General features: G+C 50.1%; 16 protein-coding genes and 1 other annotated feature. Of the genes, 6 read left to right on the top strand and 10 right to left on the bottom strand.

Going from position 1 to position 26,434, the window contains the following annotated elements; all coding sequences use genetic code 11:
* Positions 1-93: 93 nt before the first annotated feature.
* The 7 genes from ABID47_RS11685 to ABID47_RS11655 form a co-directional block, all read right to left on the bottom strand.
* Positions 94-1,764 (bottom strand): ABC transporter substrate-binding protein, encoded by a 1,671-nt coding sequence (locus ABID47_RS11685; protein WP_354496824.1) that lies wholly within the window; start codon positions 1,762-1,764, stop codon positions 94-96.
* Positions 1,765-2,149: 385 nt separating this feature from the next.
* Entirely contained in the window at positions 2,150-3,274 is a 1,125-nt protein-coding gene (locus tag ABID47_RS11680) for a GntR family transcriptional regulator (protein ID WP_354496822.1), read from the bottom strand.
* Positions 3,275-3,403: 129 nt separating this feature from the next.
* Positions 3,404-5,803, bottom strand: coding sequence for an alpha-L-rhamnosidase-related protein (locus ABID47_RS11675; RefSeq protein ID WP_354496820.1), 2,400 nt, complete (start codon positions 5,801-5,803; stop codon positions 3,404-3,406).
* 56 nt (positions 5,804-5,859) lie between these two features.
* The gene (locus tag ABID47_RS11670) at positions 5,860-7,566 is read right to left on the bottom strand and encodes a hypothetical protein (RefSeq protein ID WP_354496818.1); all 1,707 of its coding nucleotides are present in this window, start codon (positions 7,564-7,566) and stop codon (positions 5,860-5,862) included.
* Between the two features lie 374 nt (positions 7,567-7,940).
* Positions 7,941-11,405, bottom strand: a complete 3,465-nt coding sequence (locus ABID47_RS11665) for a DUF5722 domain-containing protein (protein ID WP_354496816.1) — start codon at positions 11,403-11,405, stop codon at positions 7,941-7,943.
* Between the two features lie 430 nt (positions 11,406-11,835).
* The gene (locus tag ABID47_RS11660) at positions 11,836-12,903 is read right to left on the bottom strand and encodes a glycoside hydrolase family 88/105 protein (protein WP_354496814.1); all 1,068 of its coding nucleotides are present in this window, start codon (positions 12,901-12,903) and stop codon (positions 11,836-11,838) included.
* A 100-nt stretch (positions 12,904-13,003) separates the two neighbouring features.
* Positions 13,004-15,058, bottom strand: a complete 2,055-nt coding sequence (locus tag ABID47_RS11655; protein ID WP_354496812.1) for a beta-galactosidase — start codon at positions 15,056-15,058, stop codon at positions 13,004-13,006.
* Positions 15,059-15,181: 123 nt separating this feature from the next.
* Here ABID47_RS11655 and ABID47_RS11650 point away from each other — a divergent pair, with 123 nt between their 5' ends.
* Positions 15,182-16,036 (top strand): AraC family transcriptional regulator, encoded by an 855-nt coding sequence (locus ABID47_RS11650; RefSeq protein WP_354496810.1) that lies wholly within the window; start codon positions 15,182-15,184, stop codon positions 16,034-16,036.
* Positions 16,037-16,277: 241 nt separating this feature from the next.
* Here the strand turns inward: ABID47_RS11650 and ABID47_RS11645 are convergent, their stop codons facing one another.
* Genes ABID47_RS11645 through ABID47_RS11635 form a run of 3 tightly spaced genes read right to left on the bottom strand, consistent with a single transcriptional unit; the run spans position 16,278 to position 17,473 of the window.
* Entirely contained in the window at positions 16,278-16,775 is a 498-nt protein-coding gene (locus ABID47_RS11645) for an SRPBCC family protein (protein WP_116231525.1), read from the bottom strand.
* A gap of 19 nt (positions 16,776-16,794) precedes the next feature.
* The gene (locus ABID47_RS11640; protein ID WP_105443903.1) at positions 16,795-17,118 is read right to left on the bottom strand and encodes an ArsR/SmtB family transcription factor; all 324 of its coding nucleotides are present in this window, start codon (positions 17,116-17,118) and stop codon (positions 16,795-16,797) included.
* A 19-nt stretch (positions 17,119-17,137) separates the two neighbouring features.
* Positions 17,138-17,473: a DUF1801 domain-containing protein gene (locus ABID47_RS11635; RefSeq protein ID WP_354496808.1), complete on the bottom strand. Its 336-nt coding sequence runs from the start codon at positions 17,471-17,473 to the stop codon at positions 17,138-17,140.
* A gap of 258 nt (positions 17,474-17,731) precedes the next feature.
* Between ABID47_RS11635 and ABID47_RS11630 the strand changes: the two genes are divergently transcribed.
* The 5 genes from ABID47_RS11630 (at position 17,732) to ilvB (ending at position 26,061) form a co-directional block, all read left to right on the top strand.
* Positions 17,732-18,829 carry an AI-2E family transporter gene (locus tag ABID47_RS11630; protein WP_354496806.1) on the top strand — a complete coding sequence of 366 codons (1,098 nt, stop codon included), beginning with the start codon at positions 17,732-17,734 and terminating at the stop codon, positions 18,827-18,829.
* Positions 18,830-19,011: 182 nt separating this feature from the next.
* Positions 19,012-21,258: an EAL domain-containing protein gene (locus tag ABID47_RS11625; protein ID WP_354496804.1), complete on the top strand. Its 2,247-nt coding sequence runs from the start codon at positions 19,012-19,014 to the stop codon at positions 21,256-21,258.
* A gap of 4 nt (positions 21,259-21,262) precedes the next feature.
* On the top strand, positions 21,263-22,909 hold the full coding sequence (locus ABID47_RS11620) for a thiamine pyrophosphate-binding protein (protein WP_354496802.1): 1,647 nt from the start codon (positions 21,263-21,265) through the stop codon (positions 22,907-22,909).
* Positions 22,910-22,927: 18 nt separating this feature from the next.
* Entirely contained in the window at positions 22,928-23,320 is a 393-nt protein-coding gene (locus ABID47_RS11615) for a carboxymuconolactone decarboxylase family protein (RefSeq protein WP_251674058.1), read from the top strand.
* A gap of 373 nt (positions 23,321-23,693) precedes the next feature.
* Positions 23,694-23,965: a binding site (T-box leader), on the top strand.
* A gap of 389 nt (positions 23,966-24,354) precedes the next feature.
* A complete protein-coding gene (gene ilvB / locus ABID47_RS11610) occupies positions 24,355-26,061 on the top strand; it encodes a biosynthetic-type acetolactate synthase large subunit (RefSeq protein WP_354496800.1) in 1,707 nt (568 codons plus the stop codon).
* The last annotated feature ends 373 nt before the right edge of the window (positions 26,062-26,434 follow it).

Here is a 26,434-nt window from a genome sequence, read left to right as displayed (position 1 = left end):
TATCCGTCATCCTTACGAATTGCCTGTTTTCCTCGGGTAATCATACGTGGTCTGCACATGCAAATGCATGTGCAGACCTGTGTGAAAAAGTGATTAACGCTGCGGCGGACGCCGCTCGGGGTGATCCAAGTCGGAGAGTTCTTTCTTGGCTTCTTTCATAGCAGGTTCCATATATTTATCGATATTCGCCTGCAGCTGCTCCAAATATTGATCCGTCGTCAGCTTTCCGCTGAAGTACCGCTGTACGAGCCCTACCCAATCCTGCACGGACGGCTGGTAATCCCACATTCCGCGAGCCAGGTTGTTGGCGGCGCTGGTGTAGCCCTCGGTATTTCCAATCGGCTTGAAGTCGGCGAATGCCGCCGCCATCTCATCCGGGAGTGTAATGCCTTTAATGGCCGGTGCGCCTGAGAGGGAGGCGTCGTCACTCTTCTGGATCGCATCCAAATACACGGCATAACCTTCCGGACTCGTCAGGAACATCATGAAATCCACATTAAGTTCATTTTGCTTCGCATCTTTATTGACGAAACCGTAGAATCCGATCGGAATCTGGATCGTACGGGCCGGTGCCATCACCTCGGGTCCTTCCATGGAAGGCATGTTGAAGAATCCGTATTCGAAAGGCTTCACCCCGCCAGTAGCACCCGTTTTTTCCTCATCCGCGAAATCTTTAGGAAGCTGCCAGTAGGAGGCCGGCGTACCTAACATCGTCGCCGCCTTCCCCGTCAGGAACAGATTGTAAGCCTGGTCCTCTTTCACTCCGAAAAATCCGTCCGGCACATAATCGAACAGTTTTTTCAGATTTTCCGAGTAAGCCTTCCACTGGGAATTGCCGGCAATTTTGAAGGGACCTTCTTTGTCTTTAACGGCTTTCCACAGCCGCATTTCGTTTTTGGTCACTTTACTGTTGGAATCGTTATACGGATCCGTCAGATCGTATTTCCACTGCTCGTCGAGCTCAGGGACGTAAGTATAGTCCTGCTCCTGGGACCGGATGATGTTAATGTAATCGCGCATGTACTGATCGGCATAGATCCGCACCAGCCATCCCGCCTGACCGCTCCACATCGATTTGGAGTCTCCGCCGAGCGCCAGCGGCGTATATCCGGCTTTTTTTATTTTATTGAAAGCGTCGATCATTTCGTTAAACGTTTTGGGAGCTTCAGTAATGCCGACTTTCTGGAAAATCTCCTTGTTGTACACCCATACGATCTGCACGGATTCAAAGTTCAGGTTGTACAAATGGTCTTCGGCTCCAATGCCTTCGAGATTAATGCCCATCGCTTTCAGATCCAGGGTGTCCTGCCAAGGCTGGTTCGTATAAGGATTGACCTTATCGAAATAAGGGTAAAAGTCCATAAATTTTTTACTGTTAACTAGGCCACCGACTTCGTTATTCGTAACCAGGTCAACGTCCGGCACACCTGCTGCAAATTGAGCTGTCAGCCATTCCTTGTAGCCTTCCGCCGGCTTGTTGTCGACTTTGACCTTCACTCCCGGATTTTTCTTCATATACGCTTCGGCAACCGCATTCCACACTGACGCCGATGCATTCGGCAAGGAAATGTTAATATTTCCTGTCAGCTGCGACGCGGCCGGATCCTTCCCGGCGTTTTCCTTACCCTGATCCTCACCCGTTGGATTGGATTCTGCGGTGCCTGGATTTTCTGGTGCTGTGGGGGCTGCTTTGGTGCATGCCGACAATAAAGCCAAAAGCATCACAATACTCAAGAGAACGATGAATCCCTTCCTTTTGTTCACATTGATCTCCCCTATTTTCGAATGGTCATGATCTAAAGCGCTTTCAATTGCAATAAACTTGAACGAGTACGCTTCAGCTGTAAGTATACGTTTTAAATTTTGTATACTTTAATAAACAAAGTATACTGTAGGTGTTTGCCTATTGCAATAGTTTTTATTGCGAAACACGTTGAGGAAAGCCGAAGTTTTGCTGGCGGGATCAGGATGATATATGACCGGGGAACATGTTCTTCTTTCTTAAGAAAAACGTCTATCGACGTACATTCAAAGAAGACAGACCGCGTTTAAAGGTAATTTTTCTTGCAATATCAGGAAGCCATGGCTTTGGAGTTTATACTTTCTGATATTATTAAAAAAAGCTCCCGTTAACCGGGAGCCCTTCAAATTAGTTATTCTTGATGCGCTGCTTCGTCGATAAGGGAGCGGTGCTGTCGCGCAAGATCAGCGTCGGAACGATCTCGTCTTTTACCAGGGACGAATGATCCTCCTCCAGTTCAAACAGCAAAATCTCCGCCGCCCTCTGACCCATCTTGCGTGTATTCTGATTCACCGTGGTGAGCCTCGGATAGGAATACTCGCCGAGTTTCACATCATCGTAACCGATAATGCTTATATCTTCGGGGATGTTCATCCCGGATTCTCTCGCCGCGTTCATCGCACCGAAAGCCTTATAGTCGCTTGTGGCGAATATCGCCGTTGGCGGCTCCGGCAGCTTCATCAGCCTTTTGAACCCTTCCTCCCCCATCTCCGCCCGTTCGTCTTCTCCGTCGACGACGGTGATCAGATCCGGATGGAAAGGAATATTATGCTGGGTCAGCGCCAGCTTATAACCTTGGAGGCGAAGGGAGAAATCCTGGTTTAATTCCAAAAGCGAACTGCCTGTCAGTATAATCCCTATTCGCTGATGCCCCTGAGAGATCAGATGCTGGGTGGCCAGATATCCTCCTGTCAGATTATCCGCGATGACATAGGGAATGCCCAAATGCGGATAATAGAAATGCACCGTGACAATGCGCCGATTCTCTTCCTGCCAAGCCGTTAAACGCGAAAAGTCAAAATGCCCTTTAACCGTCAGGAGGATGATGCCGGCGCCAGGATCCTCAGGCAGCTCATAGTTTTCCCCGATATCCCAAATGTGGAACGCGACGCCGTTTTCATCACATACCTCTTTAATGCCTTCAAACATATCCGTAAAAAACGGGTGGTTCAGGATGCTCACTTCATGATTCTGATGGGCAAAATACAAGGTGCGCAGCCCTTTGGAATCGGCTTGAGCCGGATTCTCATGGACGAAGCTCCCCTTCCCCCGGATCCTATACACGAATCCTTCCTGAACCAGATCCGACAGTGCCCGCCTGGACGTAATTTCACTGGTGTTATACTCTTTTGCCAGCTCAATCTGAGTGGGGAGCGGGTCATGCGGCTTGAGTTCTCCGGAGGCGATCTTTCGTTTAATATCGTTCATTATATATTGATACATCGGAGTCTTGTCCGATTTTTCCATATCCATGAAGCCATCACTCCTTACCAAATTGAGTTAAGTATACTTTAAACACGGTCACTCCTGCAAGCAAAAAGGCAGTCTCTGATCCTGACGGAAGAGAGACTGCCTTTACATTTCAAATCCTTCAACCTAAGGTTACCCGCTGCAATCGACCAATGGTGTCCGCTTTGGTGCGGCCTCATGAACCGGAACCGTTCCTCGAACGTGAACATGATCCTGATCCATAGACACGGATATGTCGCGCAATCCTGGCGCCTTCCATATCATTTGCGCGGGCAGGCGAGCCTCAAAGCGGTACACTCCGTCCTTATCTCTTTTCCACTGGGCGCTGATTTTTCCGTAACGGGTGACCACCGAACCTTCCGCCCACTCAACTTCCGTCACTGGGCTAGGACGGAGCGTAACTTGCCCGTGCCCCGCCTTAGAAATATCAATCCCAAGCAGCTCCCTGTTCAATAAATACGTTGGTGATGCTCCCCAGCCATGGCATAAACTTACCGGAACAGCGTCCTCCAAATAGGTTGGCGTATGCCCAAGATAGGGGCTTGGCGTAGTCGAAAAGGGTAGGTTCGGATCAAAGGTTTCCCACCAGGTTGTCGCGCCCCGATCCAGCATCTCGCCCCAATAATTTCGGATGATGCGTACGGCATCCGCAGCATAACCGTAACGGAAAACGGTCTCGAGCACGATATGATAGAAGAACGCTCCGCGAATTTGCGGAAGCCGTCCTCTCAGGTAATACTCCTGCAAGAACACGGATATTTCCTCATCATCCATGATCCCTGACCAGGCAGCCGCAAAATTGGTCTGGGCCGTGATACTGGAGGAAAGACCATCTCCGTTCAAACAGTCAGCATAAATGGCCGTATTCGGTACCCGGAGCAGGTTCCGGACGGACTTGCGAAGCTCTGATGCTTGATGCGTAAAGGAATTCCCGCGCTCCTCTTCGCCCAGCTCATACGCCAACGCGGCGGCCGTTTTCAAAAATCGATAGTAGAAGCAAGAGATGGCGGTTACGCGGTCCTCCCGGTGGATTTCATCCGACCAGTCAATAAAGCACCACATACCGTCCCGATCCGCGTCGGCAAACAATCCGGCGTCATCTTCCTGCTCCGTAAACCACGCGGCAAGCTTCACGATATGCGGCCATAATTCCTCTAAAAAAGCCCGATCCTTCGTATAATCGTAATATTCGGCTACACCAAACAGCCAATGCGCGCAAAAATCGGGCAACAAATAGGCGTTCCGCTGCGGTCCGGTGCCGGGTATGGAACCGTCGGCGTTTTGTATTTTCGCCGCCTGCAGCAATGACTTCCGGACGAGCCGGGGATCGTTGAACGTTTGATAGACCACTTTGGCCATGACAACCGAGTCGGCCACCCACAGCGCACCTTCACGATAAGGGCAATCCTCAAAATGGTTCTGGCTGTTGACCATGGTCGTATACCGGCCGACCTCCCAAATCCGGTTCAGCTTATCATCGCTGCTGTGGAAATGTCCCCCGTCCTTGTACGGATAATGAACAAAACGGACCCGAAGGTCACAAATACGCAAGGGAACGGGCGTCGCCATGACCCCAACCTTAAGATAGCGAAATGCACGCCTTCCGAACGGAGTGATCTTGTTTACGCCTTTGCAGAGGAGGTACGTATCCCTCAAATCCAATTCCAGCGACTCCCCATAAAACAGCTGCAGAACCCCGCCTTCCTCAGCAATGACTTCAAGCTCCGGATAGCCGACGATCTCAGCTCCGAAGTCATAGGTAATCTGGGGAAAAGAGCCGGGAATCGAAGCGTCCATGACCACCGGTCCCCTTCCTTCCGCCGTGTCAGCAGCTAATTGCGCTTCCGGGGCTTGGATGGACCCAAGTAACGATTCAGCCGATACCACTCTTACCGGGGATACCAAGTCTTCCTGCAGATACGGAATATCGCGCGCGACCAAGCGTGGCCAGGGGGAATCCTCCTTCTCTGCTGCTGCAATCACTTCGGCGGGCGGCCAGGATGAATCGTCATAATCTTCGCATTCCCAGCCGTCTTCCCGGGACATATCCATCAGCTCCCGGTATCCACCCCACATATGAAGGCGGCTTACTCCCGTTTTCCACCGGGGGGACCGCCTGCATTTCCATTCGGAGCTGCTGGCAACCGTCAGCAGGCCTGCCCCTTGGTCGTCAGCGCCGTATACGTCGAGCTGGCATATCAATCCGCCGGGCCCCTGCAGCTGCTCGGTGACGATTCTGTCCTTACCAAAATTGTGTGCTGCCACCGCAATGCAGTTCCGGCCGTTCCGGAGCAGTGCGGCAACGTCGTGCGTATCGAAAGACATCCATAACAAGTCGGATGGCGCGGGGCCTCTGCCCGCCTCGATGCCGTTAATGTACAGCTTATAGGATTGGTTGGCGGAAATCCGTACAAACGCTTTTGTAAAGGGTATCGTCAGTTCAAAAGATTGGCGGGCTTCCACATATACGTTATTTTCATTCCCCGTTCCCTCGGCCCAAATCCATTCCGCTTCCCAGCTTGGTCTATTCATCGCTTTACCTCCAGCTTGTGCTGATCTCGAGTATCCAGAAAATGAGTGCTTATGAATTATGATTCGTCGACCGATCTGTACACAAAGTTCAATCGTCCTTCCGGCGCCGTGTCGCCGTGCAGATAAAAGTCTGCGATATCCCCTTCGTTCTGCATATTGTCTATCCACTTGAACTCGATCCATATTCCTTTCGCCCGGTCCTCCGGATCTTCATCGCCCCTTAGCAGTGCGAGCGGGATTTCAACATACATTTCATTCCCCGAAACGAAATAACAGATCTCTGCCGACGCTTTCCAGTTCCACTCCCCTATGCTGTGTTCCAACAGCGTCTTGGAACGATCTATGACTGTCCTGTTCACAATGTAATGGTACCCCTCCCATCCCGGGCTATGTAGTCTCCGGTTACGGATGAGGAGCATCATCCAGTGATGGTCCGTATGGGGTGTGATGGGATCTTTCGTTTTTGCGTAAAAGTATAGACAGTGATCCGTATGAGCGGCTTTCAGGGTAACCAAATCATTTCTGCCCGTGTCTTGAAAATAATGAAAACTCCCATATCCGGCATGATCCCGGCGCATCGTATCCCCTTCAAAGTCCCTGTACAGCTCCGGTACAGACGGCCATGTCGTAAAGTCCGGCTCTGCGGCGAGGAAGGTTCCGCTGTGCACCGGTTCGGACATGCCCTTGTAGCGGCGGATATCACCAATTAGCTGCATATAATAATGGTCTTGATACCCGCCCTTCATCGGCTCGATATCCCGGCTGAATGCAAGCGTAGCTTGATCAACGAACAAAACCGGCCGATCCGGTGTTCCTTGCAAGCGCATGGCGATCCACTCGTTCCAGCCGGTAACGAAAATGATCTGCGGGTCCTCTGCAATAGCAAACTCCCATTGTTCGGCGATATTCATGCCCCGATGAATGGATTCGGGCAGATCAGTTTCCGGTTTCTCCATCCCTTCGTGATAATCTCTCCCCCAATTGTTCCCGTACCCGTAAAAGGGCGTATCGCTCATCGCTACACTGGGATGCTGCGCAACGGAAACGCTGATCACTTCCTTCTCCCCTTCATCATTAAAATACACCCGCTGCGGCCGTTGAAATTCGATCCATGGAAATCCGTTTACCTTCGCTTCTTCATTTGGCCATTGATTCCGGCGAAAGGTGAAAAAGGCCCGCTGTTTCTCCGTGCATTCCGCCGGATCTCCAATGATCAAAGGTTTGCCTTTCCAGTGAAACCATAGATGCTTATAGCGCCCCGGTCTGTATATATCTTCGTACAATTCCGCAATCGTTGTTCCTGAATCCGTATTCGTGTAAAAGGCAAACTGCGGTACGGTAAAGCCTTGTCCCCATACCTCGTCCAGCACGCGAAACAATACGTCGTATACCTTCTTGTACGTAACGGCATTAGTCGTGTCAAACACGATAAAATCCACGCCCGCACTCGTCAGAAGCTGCACGTGTCTGCGAAGCACCCAGGCATCGTCATTCAAATAATAGCCATACAAAGGCTCGCCCCAGAAGTGAAATGCATTTTCCCGCCCCCAGGCCGGGTGGGCTGGATCCCTCACCGCTTCGGGATATTGGCCGAGAATTTCGCTGTTATCAAAAGGGCCTGACGTTCCGTGCTGCCCCAGCCACAGAAAGTAAAATAAACCTACGTACCTGCCTTCGCGCCTCGGCCCCGTTTCTGCCCGCGTTGGAAGCTCCCTTCCCAACCCGTCAATGCCTCCCCATTGATCGGCGTGCGTTCGACTCACATGATTCCGCATCCTTTCTGCTCCTCCCAACGGATCCGTGTCACACATAGGCGGCTCGACCTCCATTAACGAATATCGAAAGCACTTATTTCTCTCATTAAGTATTCTTATTAATTATATAATATACTTTGTATAGGATGTTTACAACTAAATATATACATTGACTGGACCGTTCCCCAAGGTTCAGATTAAAGGACAACTGCTCGATATCAAAAAAAAGACTGCGGCACTCTACCGAGCACCACAGTCATTTCTTTATAAGTCGAGAAGCTTGAATGGATGATGGACGCAAGTACGTAAAATGTTCCTATGATCGCTCTTGTTTTCGAATTTCTTGATTGGATTGAAGGAATCATGCTGCTCCCTTGCTTGCATCATTCCAAAGGAAAGGTGAATTTACGGGAATCATAGTCCAACGTCAAAGTCAGATCCTTTTCATTCATCGGAGCAAATTGGGTAATCTGTAAGGTGATGTTCTTGCTCATCCCTGTTCCAACGTCGCCAAGATCCATACTTCCCGGGGATGCTTGAATTCCTTGGGGGAGCTCCACCCTCAGCTTCTTGTTCAGCTTCTGGGATCCGAGATTGGTGACCGTGACGGTAAGCTTCGCCCCAACCTCAAACTTGGGCGTCAGCTGCTGTACCGAAATCTTCAGGTTGGACGAATGAGGATCATATTTCACTTTTTCGGCAAAACGGGCTTCATCCACACGGAGTTCTCCCTTCAACGGGGCTCCTCCCTCGGAGCGCACCCAGATTTTCACCCGGTCAACGGACTTTGCTCCCTTCCATCCCCCAAGCGGAAGCGAGACCAGCTGCCATCCCTTCTCCGCATCCAGCTTGGCAGTTCCTTCGATCCGGTCGAATCCGCTGTACACAATAATTTTCGCCTCATATGCCTTTTCCGGATTCACATCGGCCAGCCGAAGCGCGGCTGTGAAATATGGTGTTTTTCTGGCATCGACCGGCTCCGTGAACTGTTTCTGCACGCCGGCCCAATTTTTCGCGTACGGGCTGTTGAATCTGGCTGCGAGGTAGCCCGTTCCGTTGAAGGCATCGCCGGAAGCTTTGCTCACTTCCTGCACCTCATCCGATGCGGCATAGCCGTCGGTCCCGGATTCAAAACCGCTTCCTTCCCTTGGCTTCTGCACGTCACGAATATAATCGAGGCCACCGATCGAAGGAATCGTCCGGTCCTGAAGCTGGCCGGGATTAAAATTCGGAATCACTTCCCGCCAATCCGAAATCCCGATGATCGGCTTGGCAAACTCGGTTACTTCCAGCGAGCGGGCCGTATCGATATATTTAAAGACATCATAAATATATTTCGGTTGATCCGGCGTCACGACGCTGTCCGGAGTATGGGTCCACAAGCCGAGATTCAGCCCGCCCTCTTGTCCATGGTCAACATGACGGTGGAGGATGAAGGCATCAATGCCATCCAAAAACTTCACTTTATAATAAGCATAGGCATAAGCAGCGGCCTGAAGCTTCTGATGCTCTTCCGAATTGGTCAAGCTGTGGAAGCCCTGCTCCGACAGAATGATTCGCCGCATCTGCCCGTTATGGAGAAGCTCCGGCTGCTTCATATAATCCACAAGAACGCCCAGGTTTTTAAACGTAATGCGCTGGGTGTCAAACGAATCCGTTGCCGTGGCATCATTCCAGAAACGCGGGTTGAACAAATCCTCCGGGTAAGGATGCGCGGCGATGTTCCAAGCGAAATCGCCTTCTTTACGCGATAATTCCGCCATTTTATCGACAATGACCTTGTTGTCGTATTTCCAAAGGGAAGCATCGTCCAGCTTTTCATTCCAGAAATGGTCCAAAGATACATACGTTCTGGCGTTGGCGTATTCGCCTTTGACGATCGTGTCGATCAGCCGGAAGGTCTGGACATACTCCCGGACGTAGGCATCCACCTTTTTGGGCCCCATATTGTTCCAAACTTTATTCTGGCCGACTTCATTGCCGACGATATAATTGACGGCTCTCCCGAATTGTTCGCTTGGCATGGAATAACGCTGTGCCATGAACTTGGTTGCCGCCTTCACGTATTTTACGCCCATTTCATTACTCGTATTGAGCGCATATACGGTTCCTCCAGGCTCGGAATCCGGATGGATCAGGAACTCATTGGGTGAATCGGGATCCTTGATATCATACATGATTAGGATCAGGGAGACGATAATGCCGTTGTCGGACAAGCTTTTGATGGCGTTATCCATACGTTCGATCCGGTCTTTGCGGAAATAGAAGGTTTCCCCTTCAAGGTCATAAGATATCGTGTTCTCCGGATGGTTAGCGGATTTGTACATCAGTTCGTTGTAGCTTACATTCAGTGCGGCATGGCTGATCCCAAGCTCCTGGGCGTCACCCGTCATTTGTACCTGAAGCCCCTTAATGCTTTGCGCCTCCGGATAGGGCTCAGTGTTACGAGAGGTGGCTTCCGGATTCGTGATATACTGCGGAGCGTCCATTGGGGTATATGTGGCGTCTTCCGCACGGAACGCAACGGCGAATTTGGAGTAGAGTCGGCTCCGCTGCCCGTCATTTACAGCCGTTTCGAACCGGAACGACTCGCCTATAGCGGTCTGTGCAAGAGGCGTCTTGGCTGAAAGCACATCCTTCGCATCCTCGTAGGTCGCCAATTCAAACAGCTCCAGCTGTCCTTCGGGATGAGCAGACACAAAGTCTGGATTAACTGTTCCTTCCACGATGATCCTGCCGTCCTGATCTATTCTGGCTTCCGCTTTGCCTGCATACGGCTGCTCCATTTCCGGCATCTGCCTGAAGCGAATCTGGTCCAGCTTGATCGTGCCGGCTGCTGCTTCCGGAATGATGCGGAATCCGGTGACGATGCCCTGCCATCCGGGATGATCCGAGAAGTTGAAATCTTGCGAGAAGGTGCCGCTAGCCGGAACGGTGAACGATTTCACCTGATCGTCAGACCATTCTCCCCCCTCGGTCCGCCACTGGATTTTCAGTTCCTGAGCGCCCGTCTCGTTCGTCATGTCGATCGTCATGCCGTTCCTCTGCGTCGTATCGATCTTGATTTCCGGTGATTCGATGTATCCCCCTTCAGCCTCCATGCGGTATGCCAATGCCCCGTCCTGTGCCTGAATTGAGCCGTTCATGGCGGTGAAGCCCTCGGTTTCCCCTTCCTGATTAAATCCAAGATCAATCACGTTCGTCGCGCAGATATAATCGATCTGAAACCGTCCATCCCAGGAATCGTATCCCGGCTGGCCCGGCTGCACATTTTCCAGATCAAAATTTTGCATAAAGGATATTTCCATCTTGGTGACGGCATGTTTGCCTTCCCAATCCCCCAGCCGGATGAAGATCCGCTTCCATTGATCCGGGCGGATATGGGCAATGCTCTCAAATTCGTCGTCTCCACTGAACAATTTCACCTTCATCACATAGTCTGCAGATGACTGCCACCCATAGCTGTCTGCCGCAAACGCCAGGAAACGGTATGCAGACAGGTCCTTCGGCTGCTCGTATTCCGTATAAATCGTGCGCCATTCATACACTTTGACCGGGTCCGGGACCTGTTCCAGAGCACCGCTTCCTTCATACGGCGAGTTCGGGCCGTTTAGCATACTTGTCACATACTTGACCTCTTTGGTGTTGGTTCCCGCTTTCCATGACGCTACATCTTCAGGTGTGTTGAAATCGTGGAGGACGAGGGCTGGGATCAAATCCTGGCCCGTGAGGACATGACCGGATTGCGGAAGATCCGGTACATACGGACCTGCGTGCACCTTGAATACCGGAACGAGCTGAATGAGCATGACCACGGACAAAATACCTGATAACAGTCGCAGACGCACTTTGTGAACCTCCTTTATCATTATATTCGGTATGTATTTTATATTCTAAGTATTCTTAATTCAATTATTATTTTTCAATGTATACTTAAATAATTCTCCAGGCCTATTCGTTCCGTTCCTCGATGGCAAAATTCCCTTGAATCAAGCAATTCTCTGCGATTTTTGCGAAAGTTTGCGATGTGAGATAATCAAGGTAAATGCCTCCCCGGGTCCTAGCCGGATTCTCGTTCTCTGTTATCAAGGAAGCTACTTTAATGAGCTTTCAATGTTTTGCTGCGGACTTGGATGAGCCCAACCGGCTATCTCTTCTAGACTTCAATGCTAGCTCAATCATAAAAAAGCAACGAATCATGTTTGATTCGTTGCTCTCTTGAGTGGTAATCCAACGCTCTCTATCACGATCTGTTACAAGAACATCATTCTATTCATCTCACAAAGCATCCACCGACTTGTGATCCACTCTCGCTTCATTTTTCTTGAGCTCCTCAATCACCGAGGTCAGAAACGCGAGCGCCAGTCCTTGCCCCCAGCCCTGGGCCCATTTCCTGTCGATGCCGAGGTATCCGGAGATGTCGTTCATGACAGCGGTGCCGCCCGATACGTTCAGCACGCGGCCGTTGCCGGCAATGTTCGCCAGCAGGCCGTCAAGCGCCTTCTGCACATATTTTGCGTGCAAAGGATTGCCTTGGGTTACCATGGCCGCCCCGATACCCGCCGTGGCCGATACCTCGCCGTAAGCTTCCGGATAATCCAGAACCGTTCCCCACAGGCCGTCTTCCTTTTGAAGCTTCTTAATCGCGGCTAGCTGATCGCGCAATGAGCTCCAAATATGCATCATTGGGGGATACAGATACCCTTCCGGCAGAATACGTGCCGCGCGGGCCATCGTATAGGCAGCCCAAGCGTTCGCACGCGCCCAGTAAATACCTGACATATGGTCCTGTTTAATATGGTTGTAGCCGTGATACCAAAGGGCGTCGTTGTCGTCCTGCAAGTAGTTGATATGCCAGAAAAATTGATGCAGAGCGTCGTTAATGAGGTGTTTTTTATCGAACAGAATGCCTGCACGCAGCATGAAATATGCCGCCATGAACAGCGTATCCGCCCAACATTGCTCCGGAAAATCGTTCCCCGACGATACCGTATGCTGAAGCACCCGATCGCCGAAACGCAGCGCATCATTCTCCAGGTAATCGAGTTTGCTGTGAATGATCTCCGCATACTTCTCGTCTTTTGTCTGCTCGTAAAGCGTGAGCAGCATGTGACCCATGGCGCATGTATTCACCGTCCAGTCCGGCAGACCGGCTTCGATATATTCATCCACCCATTCCTTCATCCGTTCAAGGTAGGCCTGCTCGCCCGTTACTTCAAATGCTCTGCTGACGCCATAGTAAGCGACGCCTCCCGGCCAATCCCACGTCAGGTCCATGTCGAACGTGTACGACGCCACTCGTCCGACGATTTGCTCCAAGTCGCTTAGGTTTGCGTTTATTTTCATCTCAGTTCATCCCCTATTCTCGTAATAGAGCCATGCGGTAACCAGGAACCTTAAGTTGTAACTCTGCCAACCTGATGAGCTTGCTTCCTGAGACGTTATGCTACCGATCGAGCTTGACAATCCATACATCATGTCCCATCAGTTCCGCCCTTCCGCCTTTTAGCGTACGGCCGGTCAACAGGTCGATGCCGGCCCGATCCCCCAGTTCGACGGTTTCAGCATCTGCATTATGATTGAGCACAAATAGGTAGTCTTGGCCTTCCTTGGATCGAAGCGTCGTTTCCACGCCTTCCGGCGCGGAGGGAATGTGGGGCTTAATCCCACGGGAGGCGCACAATTGCGACAGCCAGTCTTGAAGGAATGACGCCTCCGGGCTTGTCGCCACATACCAGGCTTCACCTGAGCCAAACTTGTTCACGGTTAGCGCCGGCATGCCGCGGTAGAAATCTTCGCCGTATACCGCCTTGACCTCGGCGCCTTCCGAATGAATCAAGTCACAGAGCAGGCCGCATTCGTATTCCGGCTTCATACCGGGGGTGCCGGCAGATACGACAATGCGGTTGCGCTGGTCCGGAAGCAGGGCATCGATTTCTTCCGCCCATATCCCGAGAAGCTTGCGCAGCTCGCCGGGATATCCGCCCGTCCGGACAAGATCGTTTTCATCGACAATCCCACTGAAGAAAGTCGTAACAAACGTGCCGCCCGCTTGTACGTATTTCTCCAGCTTGTCCGCTACGCCCTGCTTCACCATATACATCACTGGCGCAATGACCAGACTGTAGCTGCTAAGGTCCGCCTCTACGCTGACGACGTCCGCCGCAATCCCCGAACGATACAGCGCGTCATAGAACTTATGGACTTCGTCTACATAACGCAGAGCGATTGACGGACCGCTCGACATTTCGACCGCCCACCAGTTCTCCCAATCGAACAAAATGGCCGTTTTGGCCTGAACACGTGCGTCAAGCAGCGTATCCCCGAGCTGTGCAAGTTCCTTGCCCAGCTGGGCACATTCGCGAAACACGCGTGTATGCTCGTGACCGACATGCTCGATCACGGCTCCGTGATATTTCTCGCAGGCGCCGATTGATCGGCGGAGCTGGAAGAACAAGATCGTATCCGCCCCTCTGGCCGCTGCCTGGTAGCTCCACAGCCGCATGACGCCAGGCCGCTTAAGCGAGTTGTAAGGCTGCCAGTTTTGCTGGCTCGGCGTCTGTTCCATGAGCATAAACGGCTGCCCCGCTTTTAAACCGCGCATCAGATCATGCATCATGCCTGTGTAACTGTGGGGCGTATCAAAACGGGGATAGTTGTCCCATGACACGACGTCCATGTGCTGAGCCCATTTGTGGTAGTCGAGCTTTTTGAAGGCGCCCATCAGGTTCGTCGTTACAGGAACGTCCGGTGTGTGCTTTTTGACGGCTTCATACTCAAGCTTGTAGCACTCCAGCAGGCTGTCGGAATGGAAACGGATGTAGTCGAGCGAAATGCCCTGGAAGTTCGTCTCCGTCCGCCCGTTTGCCCCGGTCCATTCCTCGCTGAGTCCGCTCGGCAGGACGATATCTTCCCAATCGTAGAACGTATGGCCCCAGAATCCGGTGTTCCAGGCCCGATTCACCTCATCAAGCGTGCCGTAACGCGCTTTGAGCCATTCCCGGAAAGCCGCTTCGCAGTTGTCGCAGTAGCAGTTCCCCGCACCGCCGTATTCGTTGTTAATATGCCAAATAAGCAATGCCGGGTGGTCTTTGTAACGCTCCGCCAGCTTCTCGGCCATACGTGCTGCAAACTTGCGGTAAGTCGGGCTGTTCGGGCAGGAATTGTGGCGTCCGCCGAACTTCCGTTTACGGCCATGAAAATCGACTTGAAGCACGTCAGGGTACTTGCGCGCCATCCATGCAGGATGGGCTGCTGTACTTGTGGCGAGGCAGACGCCGATTCCATCCGTGTGAAGCTTGTCCATCATCTCGTCGAGCCAATCGAAATGGTACGTGTCTTCGTCGGGCTGGTTTTTCGCCCAGGCAAACACATTGAGCGTCACGACGTCTATACCCGCCAACTTGAACATACGTAAATCTTCGTCCCAGACCGGTTTCTCCCATTGATCCGGGTTGTAATCTCCGCCATACCAAATTTTCGCCTTTTTCGTATTGATCAACTTGTCACACCTCAATGTATATGATAAAACTGCAATGGATAACCCTATCTTAATGGCTTATGATATCTGTAAAAAATATAAAATTCGGGATTTTATATATAAGAATATGGAGGTTTTTATAAGATGCGCCGAGTCGTTCCCGCCTTCCCTTCGGAGCTGCTGCCCCTGCAGCTGGAGACGATTGGGATCAAACCCGACCAGGAGACCATAGCAAGGCCCTCGGGCTATCCCTATTTCCATTGGCTTCAGACATTACATGGAGAGGGAGAACTATCAATTAACGGGTACACGTGGAAAATGACGGAACGATCGGGCGTTCTTCTCGCCCCGGGTACGCCTCATCGATATGAGCCCAAAGGCGGCGGCTGGCAGACCGGTTATATCACTTTTCATGGAAGTATCGCCGCCAGTTTCGTCCGTTCCCTCGGCTGGAGTGCCGCTGAATGGTTTCAATGGGAAGCCGGCCATGATCCGATAACCGACCAGCTAAAAGGCATGCTGGCGTTCGCCGAATCGGGCGGCGATCCGTCGGGATGGCGGTATTCCGCGGATTTATACCGATTTCTTACGCTGCTTCGCACCGACGCCCGCACGGACAAGCGGCCCTCCATCTCGAAGCGGCTGGACCGGGTTCAAGGCCTGCTGAACTGGCTGGAACACGAATTCGCCAACCCGGAAATCGGCTTGGCGGAGATGGCTGCACAGCTCGGCATTAGTGAACGGCAGCTGAACGAAAGATTTCGTGACCTGTTCGGAATGACGGCTTATGCCTATCTCATTCAGCTAAGGCTCCGCAAGGCGAAGGAATGGCTCCCTTACCGGCCCGATTGGACCGTGCGCCGCATCGGAGAAGCGGTCGGGTTTCGCGACGCGAGTCACTTCGTGGCTACGTTTCGGCAGAAGGAAGGCATGACGCCGGAGACCTACCGAAAGCTGTACGGCACGGGGTCTGACCCGGAACGTCGACTGGACAACTAGCCGTAGGCTGATCAAAGGTAGATAAAGCCAAAAAGAGCTCAGCTGAACGCTGAGCTCTTAGCCCTTCCCTCTACTGCAGATTCTAGTTGGAAACCCTCTGCTCCCGGCGGTACCACCGGAAGTCTGGACAGAGGCGAATGAAGAAGTTCGAGTTTCCTTATGTTGCAATCTATTACCATGAATAGCAAAAGCCGCGGAGCAAATTCTCTCCGAGGCTTTCAGATGACCCTGGGTATTGGCTTTATTGTTGGCTAGCCAGGTAGTTTGTAAGTTGCTCAAAGGTACCTTCGAATCCTTGTGCAACCATTGGCGCCATCGAGTCGAATGCTTCCTGCTCCTCCTTAGAGGCATTGAGCGGTCCACCTTGCAGCGTCAGCACCGTCTTCCCCTCATTTTCCTCAAGCGTCAGAATATTCAGAATTTCCAGCGGCCAGTTCGGATTGAACGGAGCGCGAACGGTGTTACCTTCTTCATCGGAAAAGGACTGAACCCATACCAGCTTCTCCGGTGCCTGCACTTCCTGGTAAACGAATTTGCCCCACATCGCCTGCTGTCCATCCGGCGACTTCTGGCAGCCGAGAAACATCCCGCCTGGCCGAACGTCCATCTTAGCCACTTCAAGCGAAAACCCTTTTGGTCCCCACCAGTTGCCAAAGTGCGCCGGATTGGTCCAGACCTCAAATACCAGCTCCCGGGGGGCGTCAAACTCACGTTTCAATAAAAGTCCTTGAGTATTCATTAGATCTCCTCCTTGGAATTTAGGGATAATCTGATTTTTTTAATTGATTAAGATAATCCGATAAACGGTCAAAACGGTCTTCCCACATACTGCGAAACGTATGGAGCCATGCATCCATTTCCATGAATGGCTCGGGGCGAAGCCGGTAGATTCGCCGGTTGGCGTCCGCCCGAACTTCGACAAGGTCGGCTTCACTCAAAACTTTTAGATGTTTGGACGCTTGAGGTTGCCGAAGGTGCAGCCGATCCGCAATTTCCCCGACCGTAAGTGGACCTTCTCGCAACAGTTCAATGATCTGCAATCGGTTGGGTTCCGCAAGCGCGTTCAAAGTTGTCGTTTTCATTGTCCCCCCCGATTTCCTGTTACAACGTGCTGGAAGCTTGCTTCAGTAGACCTGACAGCAGAGCCAGATCTGGAGTGTCGCCTTCCCGCAATTTGATCCATTTCCGTTCAGCAGGCCCGTCGAATCCCTTTGGAAACTCGATGCTGTCTGCGTTCATGATCATGAACGCAATGGCGTCCTTTGCTGGCGAGATCACCGCTGCATAATGGCCGTTTTTCAAAAAATGCGGTTTCTTGTACTGAATGCGTTCTTCGACTTCCGAAATCGTCTCATGAACCATATTCCGCAGGGTTGAACTCATCTCTCCCTGCCATTTCGGCAGATTTTCGATGTAGGCTGTAACTTCCTGATTCATCCCGTTTTTCCCTCCCATTTGAATAGTGCTAAGCTTATGAGAAAAATATACCACCACAGGAATATTCCCGTCAAGGAATATTTGTTTTTTTTATTATCAATAAATTAAAGCGTTCTACCTTAATGACTGATGTTCATTACATTATGAAACGTCATTCTTAAGCCAGCGTAAAAGTATGTATCTTTAATACTATTGTAGAGATGAGACTGAACGCAGGATGCCTTTATTCGCGCATCAAGCAGGGGAGTTTTATACAAAATGGAGGGGAATCATTTGTTCACCACAAACAAAGCATTGCGCTTTGGCACGCTTATAGTATTACTGTTTTTGATAATTTTCTTAGGTTCCAAAGTAAGTTTCGTATTTCGTCCGATCATTGCATTAATCGAGGTAGTGTCCATCCCGCTGCTTCTATCCGTATTTTTTTACTATTTGCTCAGGCCGCTGGTGAAGTTAATGGAAAAATATAAAGTTAACCGGACCTTGGCCATTTTGATTATTTACGTCATTTTCGCGCTTGCCATCGTTTGGTTCATTACTAGCAAATGGCCTGTGCTCTACGGACAGTTTATCAGCTTTCTAGATAATGTCCCAAGTCTCTTGAGTTCCGTAGGGGAACAGATCAATGAGCTTGAGAAGAACGGATTCCTCGCTTCCTTATTTCCGGCCAATGAAAGCAATGGACTCTCTTCAATCACCAATTACTTAAACAAAGGCTTTTCCTTCATGTCGAATTATTTAGGCGGTTTGTTTTCGTTTGTGTCTAATTTTACGATTATCCTGTTCACCTTCCCTATCCTCCTGTTTTTCATGCTAAAAGAAGGAGAGAAGTTCGGAAATTTACTTGTGCGCGCAACGCCAACTCGTTATCAAAACGATTCCCGTGAGATTGTCACAGGAATCGACCATATGTTAAGCGGATTTATCGTCGGAAGAGTGATTGTCAACCTTTCGTTGGGTGTCTTAATGTATATCGGCTTCCTGATTATTGGCTTACCCTATGCTTTTTTGCTTACGGTCATATCCGTCATTGCAAACTTTATCCCGTTTGTCGGTGCCATCCTGTCTGCGATTCCGATTGTCATCGTAGGGCTGACGCAATCGCCGGCGACGGCTATATGGTCGCTTGTCATCATACTGGTTGCTCAACAAGTTCAGGACAACTTGATCGCTCCCTATGTATTCGGTAAAAAGCTGGATATTCACCCTCTTACAACCGTAATCCTTGTCCTGGCTGCCGGCAATATCGGGGGAATCATCGCGATGATTGTTATCATTCCCGTTTATATGATGCTGAAAATCATTGCGGTTCGCGTCTTCTCTCTATTTTTCAAAGAGAAATGGATGAAGCTGTAACATCAACCCAGTGCTCTCATTGGGGCTTCTTTTTTGTTTGCCATAATCACCCAGAATCTAACAGAAAATAAATTGAAAAAAACTTGGAGCGCCGTCATAATGAAAATAGAACCGGTAAATTTCAGCTACATATCATTCAAGTAAATTTATTGCATTTTTCTTGGTAAAGTAGGGGGATTGATTTGACGAAGTTATCCTTAATCTCGGAGTCTAAAATGAGATGTGAAAAGCTAGGTATTGATCCACAGGGGATTCCCTCCTTTACTAACTTTTTATCAGAAAGCGATTTGAATCTAAAACGGGCAGAATACGAGGAAATACTGTCCGTCATTGATTTCTTTGTTCATAAGTTGTTGGAGCTCATGAAAGGACTCCCGCTGCTCATCCTGATTACCGATGAGAACGGCTGCATACTGGAAATGGCCGGGGATGAAGCGATCAAGACTGTGATTCAGCAATCGGGCATTAAAGTTGGCCTCGTGTTCAATGAACACGAAGCGGGAACCAACAGCATTAATTTGGTTTTGGATCATCGTGAGCCGATTCAACTTGTCGGGGACGAGCATTATTATGAATTTTTATGGTCCTCGGCCTGTTATACCGTACCCTTTCAATATACAGATATCTCCAATTTGCTCGGAACCATTACGATCATGACGACGATCGACCAGCATAACCCCTTTTTACTGGCGATGCTATGCACGGTTGTCGATTCGATCGAAAGAGAACTGCTATTGAAAAAGCAAAACAGACGATTGCACATACTGAATCAGGTGGTCATCGAAACGACAAGAAACGGCATTATTATTACGGATCGGGATGGAAACATTACGGAGTTCAACAAGTTTGCTGAAATTTTAACCGGTGCCAAAAAGCAGGATGTCATCAATAAACCTATTCCGAATGCCAAAACAAACGACTTCATTAAAGAGGTCCTTCAAACGGGGAAAGAGTATGAAGATATGGAATTCATGCTGCGTCCTAAGATGGGACAAGACGAGCGGGTCTGCCTGTTTGACGCCTTCCCTATTCGTGATGAGAATATGCAGATCATGGGCGCATTCGCACAGTTTCGGGACATCACGGAGCGTTATCATACGCAAAAGCAAATCAATTATTTAGCCTATCATGACGATTTAACCGGTTTGCCGAATCGAAGGTTTTTCACCGGCCATATTGGTGAATTGCTGAGACAAGGGGTGAACGAAAACCGTATCTTTGCCGTCATGTTTCTCGATCTGGACAGTTTCAAGAAGATTAACGATACGCTGGGTCATAACAACGGCGACGTGCTGTTGCAGATGGTTGCCGAGCGTCTGAAAGCTTGCTGCCATGCTTCGGACCAACTGGTTTCCAGAATGGGCGGGGATGAATTCACGATCCTCTTGGAAGAGATTACGGATCAGACGGAAGCCATTCAGGTTGCGGAAGAGATTATTAGAGCATTTGAGAAACCATTTGCAGTGGACGGCTATGAGTTATATATAACAGCCAGCATCGGTATTGCCTTCTATCCTCAAGATGGCAGGGATGTCGAAATGCTGATGAAGAACGCCGACATTGCCCTTTACCAGATGAAAGACGATGGAAAGAACAACTATAACATTTTCAAATCTATCCCGAGCGGCGGCGGTATTGAACGGCTTACGCTGGAGAATTCGATCCGTAAAGCGCTGCAGCTAGAAGAATTCGTGTTATATTACCAGCCCCAGATCGATTCAAAGACAGGGGAAATCATCGGTACCGAGGCGCTTGTTCGCTGGAATCACCCGACTCTTGGCTTGATCCCCCCGGCTAAGTTCATCCCGATCGCCGAAGAAACAGGACTTATTGTCCCCCTCGGAAAATGGGTGCTCAAAACGGCCTGCCTTCAGCATCAAAAGTGGAAGGAAAAAGGGTTTACCCCGATGCGCGTGTCAGTGAATCTCTCTTCTCGCCAATTTTCAAAGCATGATTTGGTAGAGACCATCAAAGAGATTTTACTTGAAACCCACATCGATCCCTCCTATCTGGAGCTCGAAATCACAGAGTCGATGACGATGAATGTTGAAGTTGCAATCGAGATACTCGGAAAGCTGAAGGAACTAGGTATACTGATCTGCATCGACGACTTTGGGACAGGTTACAGCAATCTCTCCTATCTGAAACAGTTCGCGATTGACCGGCTGAAGATTGATCAATCCTTTGTCAGGGATATCATGACGGATTCGAATGACGCAGACATTGTGGCTACGGTAATCGCGATGGCCCATAAGCTCGGAATCGATGTGATCGCAGAAGGTGTAGAAACGAAGGATCAGCTGAATTTCCTGCGCAGTCAGAACTGCCATGAAGTACAAGGCTTTTATTATTACCCACCTATACCAGCAGAACAAATCGAACAGTTGTTGATGCAAACGACGACCATAAAAACCAATTTGCAGGGGTGATAAGATGAAACAAAGAGTGTATACAATATTAGTCGAGCATTTTAAAAAATGGGGAATTACCCACGTGTTCGGCATTCCCGGAAAGTCCATCTCTCCGCTGATGCTGGAACTCGAAAACTATGATATTCAATATGTGCTGGGTCGTCACGAAGCTGGCTGTGGGTTTGAAGCGTCCGGTTATGCCCTGGCAGCAAAAACGATGGGGATCGCGATCGGTACTTCCGGGCCGGGAGGAACAAACCTGATTACAGCCGCAGCGCAGGCCAAAGAATTCCAGCTGCCTGTATTGTTCATTACCGGACAGCCTTCGATGCAAGAGACTGGTCGCGCTTTAAGCCAGGATTCAAGCCAGTTCGGGGCAGATTTGGTTAAAATGTTCGAACCTGTCACCTTGTTCAGTGCTCGCATCGAACGGGGGGACACTCTCTATCTCTACCTTAAACATGCCTTGGAAAAAGCCTACACCGGTGAAAAGGGACCTGTTCATCTGTGCATCCCATTTGATGTGCTAATGGAGGAAGTGGAGACCTTCTACCTGCCATTGCCGGACCATATTTCACCCGTTGTATCTCCCGATATTGATAAGGCCATATCGTTGCTGGACGAGGCCAAGAAACCTGTCCTCTTCGTGGGCAAAGGGGCCGTCATGTCGGATACCTATGACCAATTGCAGACAATTGCAGAACATTGGGGAATTCCTGTAATGACCACCCCTGGCGGGAAAGGGGCCTTTCCTACCAATCATCCCTTATACTTGGGCGGATATGGCCTCGGGGGTTCCAAGTATGCAACTGATTATTTGAAATCCGGCGTTGACCTGATGATCGTCGTCGGCAGCAAATTGTGCGACATGTCTTTGTCCGGATTTACGGCCGATATGGAGCCGGACAAGGTTCTGCAATTTGAGTATGACCTTACGTTCGCAGGCAAAACCATTCAGGCGCCGACGCAATTGATCCTTGGCGATATTCGCTCCAACTTGACTCAACTTATTTTGCGGAGCGGAGCAACGTCCAAAGAGCATGAGATGCTGACACCGCGGGCACAAGCGGCTGCTGCGTCCTCCCAGATGGAATCCACCATGTTGTCAGCGGGGGCGGCGTTCAGGAGCTTGCGGGCCGTGCTTCCGAAAGAGGCGGTACTCTTCGGAGACGCAGGAAGTCACTCCTTTCATGCCGTACAGCATTTCGAAATCATCGAGCCCGGGACATTCTTTTTCGATGAAGTGTTCATCGCGATGGGGGCGGCGATCGGCTATTCGATCGGAGCGAAACTAGCTATGCAGGATCGCCCTGTCGTCTGTGTGACCGGCGACGGCTGCATCATGATGCACGGCACCGAGATATCGACAGCAGTGAACCACGGAATTCCGGTTATCTTCTTTGTGCTGAATAACGGTCGCTTAGATATGGTGGAAAAGGGAATGTCCTATAACACGGGACGCTCCGTCGGTGCTGTCTATGAGCGGCCACTGGATATTAGCTTATTTGCCCAATCCATGGGCGCAACGGCATTTCGCTGTGAGAATGAAACCGACATCAAGCAGGCGGTTCAAACAGCTTTGCAGTCGAATACGGCAACGGTCATCGAGGTCATGGTGGACCCGCAAGAAATCCCGCCGATCCTTACCAGACTGCTTAGCTTAGATTAAAACTTACGGAGGACGTATATGGAATCGAATCGGTATGATAAAGGAATAGATGTGTTACAACGGATGGTCAGTGAAGAAACGCTGAACGCGACGGTTAAAAAAATGGAGAAATTCAGTCCTGACATGGCCAAGCTGATTGTCGAGTTCCCTTATGGCTCGCTGTATTCCCGTCCAGGTCTGGATTTAAAGCAGCGGAGCCTGCTTACGATAGGGGCTATGATTGCTTCAGGAGCCGCCGCTCAACTCGATTTCCATATTCAAGGGGCTCTGAATGCCGGGCTTACGCCCAATGAGATTGTAGAGGCCGTCATGCACTGTGTATCTTATGCGGGCTTTCCCAAGACGCTGGATGCCATGTTTGTCGTCATGAAAGTGTTTGATGAACGGGGAATTACATACGAAGAAGCATGACACTTAACTGTCATGCTTTTTTTCTGCGTCTCTCCCCCCTGTGTGTTGTCAGAATTGGTGAGAAAAACCAACGGGGGAAAGCGCGCTGACAACTACTGTATTGTCTGGGGTCGGCATTGATTATCATCCACCGAACCCAGGTTTCATGGTCTATCAAGCCATCGTGAGCGTACCGGCAGTTGTCTCCATATTTCCGACATATACGGGTCCGGAAAGCTTCAATGCCGAGGCGTACTCGAACCCACCTACGATGTAATAATTAACTAAACCGGAATGCATGCAGCTTTCCGGTTTTACTAATCTTAAAACAAATATGAATAAGAACCTGTTGAAAAAATAATCGAGTCTGTGATAATATCCTCATAATATCATTTGAAAAGCGATGAAGAGGAAAAAGTACCAAGGGCTCTTATGTCCAGAGAGCAAAGGAAATGCTGAAACCTTTGCCTTAACCCCTTGTATAATAGTCACCTCGGAGCTGTTGATCGAAAACCGGATCCGATTGTTGATTTGGTGAGTAGTTCCAAACGGATGGGCACACGTTATCGTGCTGAAGTAAGGGATTCCTTACTTCATGAGGCCGGAATCGTGAGATTTCAGCAAACCAGGGTGGTACCGCGAAAATAACCCCTTTTCGTCCCTATCGTTCGGCAGATCGCTGCCGAGCTTGGGAGGAGAGGGGTTTTTATGTATATAACAAACAAGCGATGAAGAGAAAAAAGTGTCAAGGGCTCTTATGTCCAGAGAGCGAAGGAAATGCTGAAACCTTTGCCTTAACCCCTTGCATGACGTCATCTCCGAGCTGTTGATCGAAAACCGGATCAAGCGCTTGATTCAGTGAGTAGTCTCAACCGGATGGCACACGTTACCGTGCCGGAAGTAAGGAAACACTTTACTTCGTGAGGCCCAAAATCGTGAGATTTTAGGCAAACCAGGGTGGTACCGCGAAAATCAACCCCTTTCGCCCCTTTAGTACGGCAGTATGCTGCCGGCTTTTGGGATGAGAGGGGATTTTTTTATTGGAGGGATATCACATGGAAACGAAGAGAGACAAAGCTGAACTCATCACAGGATCCGAATGCCTTTTGCGCTGTTTATTGCTCGAGGGGGTTGAACATGTTTTTGGTTATCCCGGAGGCAACGCGCTGTACATTTATGACGCTATGGTCGACAATCCGGAGTTCAAACATATTCTGGCCCGGCACGAGCAGGGAGCGATACACGCAGCAGACGGTTATGCCCGGTCGACAGGGAAAGTCGGCGTCTGCATCGCCACATCCGGACCGGGAGCGACAAATCTGATTACGGGGATTGCGACGGCCTATATGGATTCCACACCTCTCGTCATCATTACGGGCAACGTGTCGACTACGGTCATGGGCACGGATGCTTTTCAGGAAGCAGATATCGTCAGCATGACCATGTCCATAACGAAACACAGTTACTCCGTTCGTCATGTGCAAGACCTGCCGCGTATCGTGCACGAAGCCTTCCACATTGCGAATACGGGCAGGAAAGGTCCTGTATTAATCGACATTCCTAAGGATGTATCCAATCACAAGCTGTATTACCAACCCGCGGAGGCGATTCATCTTCGAGGATACGATTCCGATCCGAAATTGGATACAGACCCGATCGATACCTTGATTCAAGCGATTACCGAATCCGAAAGACCGGTCATGATCGCCGGAGGAGGAGTGGTTTATTCAGGCGCAACCAATGAGTTGCTGGAGTTCGTGAATAAAACCAACATTCCGGTGGCGACCTCATTGCTTGGCTTGGGAGGCTTTCCAAGTGCTCACGACCTGTGGCTGGGCATGGCGGGCCATCATGGTGCATATGCAGCAAATATGGCCATCCAGCATGCCGATCTGATTATTTCGATGGGGTCGCGGTTTGATGACCGGGTGACCATGAGGGTGGATGGCTTCGCCCCACATGCCAAACGGATTGCCCATGTCGATATTGATCCGGCTGAAATTGGCAAAAACATCAAAGCAGATATTGCATGCATCGGTGATATCAAGGCTGTACTGGATTATGCGAATACGAAAGCTGCCGCCTCCCCATCCGATCGTTGGATCCAAGAAATTCAGGAATACAAACGAAAATTTCCGTTTCGGTACAAAGATTCGGATACGGAGCTTAAGCCCCAATATGTCATTGAAATGATCCATGAAACCACACAAGGCGAGGCGATCATAACTACGGATGTAGGCCAGCACCAAATGTGGGCAGCTCAATTTTACAAGTTTAACCACCCCCGCTCGCTGATCACCTCAGGAGGTCTTGGAACGATGGGGTTCGGGTTACCGGCCGCCATTGGCGCTCAGATCGGGAATCCGAAACGTCTTGTGGTTTCCGTAAATGGTGACGGGGGCATGCAAATGTGCGCGCAGGAGATGGCTATTTGTTTCATTCATCGGATTCCTGTCAAAATTGTCGTGATTAACAACCAAGTGTTGGGAATGGTTAAGCAGCAGCAGGAACTCAGTTACGCCAAGCGTTACAGCCAAATCGACCTTGCCGGCAGCCCCGATTTCGTAAAGCTGGCTGAAGCCTACGGAATCAAAGGGTTGAGAGCGAGTAATAAAGCAGAGGCTATCCGCGTTTGGCAAGAGGCTCTAAATACACCTGGTCCCGTACTTGTGGAGTTTGTCGTACCGAAAGAAGAGAATGTATATCCTATGGTCCTTGCAGGAACGGCGTTACATGAAATGATTCTGGGGGATATCGAATGATTTGTACGTTCCAACCCCGTGAGTAGGCTACTGCGTCGGACCGGTAGTCTGCAGCCGGCCGTTGGAAGGCAACACTGCATTTTACCGGATATCCGCCGCGATTTCGCATTTCATGTCCAGGCATCCCTAAATCTCGTCATATTCTATATAGTGAATATGACGAGTACCCATTTCACATATCCAAGCGGCTGATTACAGAAAAAGAACCTTGGTATCAAAGTCCAAAGATCTCTAAACAAACGAGTGACAGATTATTATCATTCCAGTTTATATGATGCTGAAGATCATTGACGTTCACGTCTTCTCTCTTTTTTTCCTAAAAGAAACGGATGAAGTTGTAAAGTTGATTTTTTCATAGGTTTACATAGATGCA

The sequence above is a fragment of the Paenibacillus favisporus genome, assembly GCF_040545415.1.
Lineage (GTDB): Bacteria > Bacillota > Bacilli > Paenibacillales > Paenibacillaceae > Paenibacillus_AQ > Paenibacillus_AQ favisporus.
Note: the sequence above shows the minus strand (reverse complement) of the source record. Positions and strands in the feature narration are given on the sequence as shown.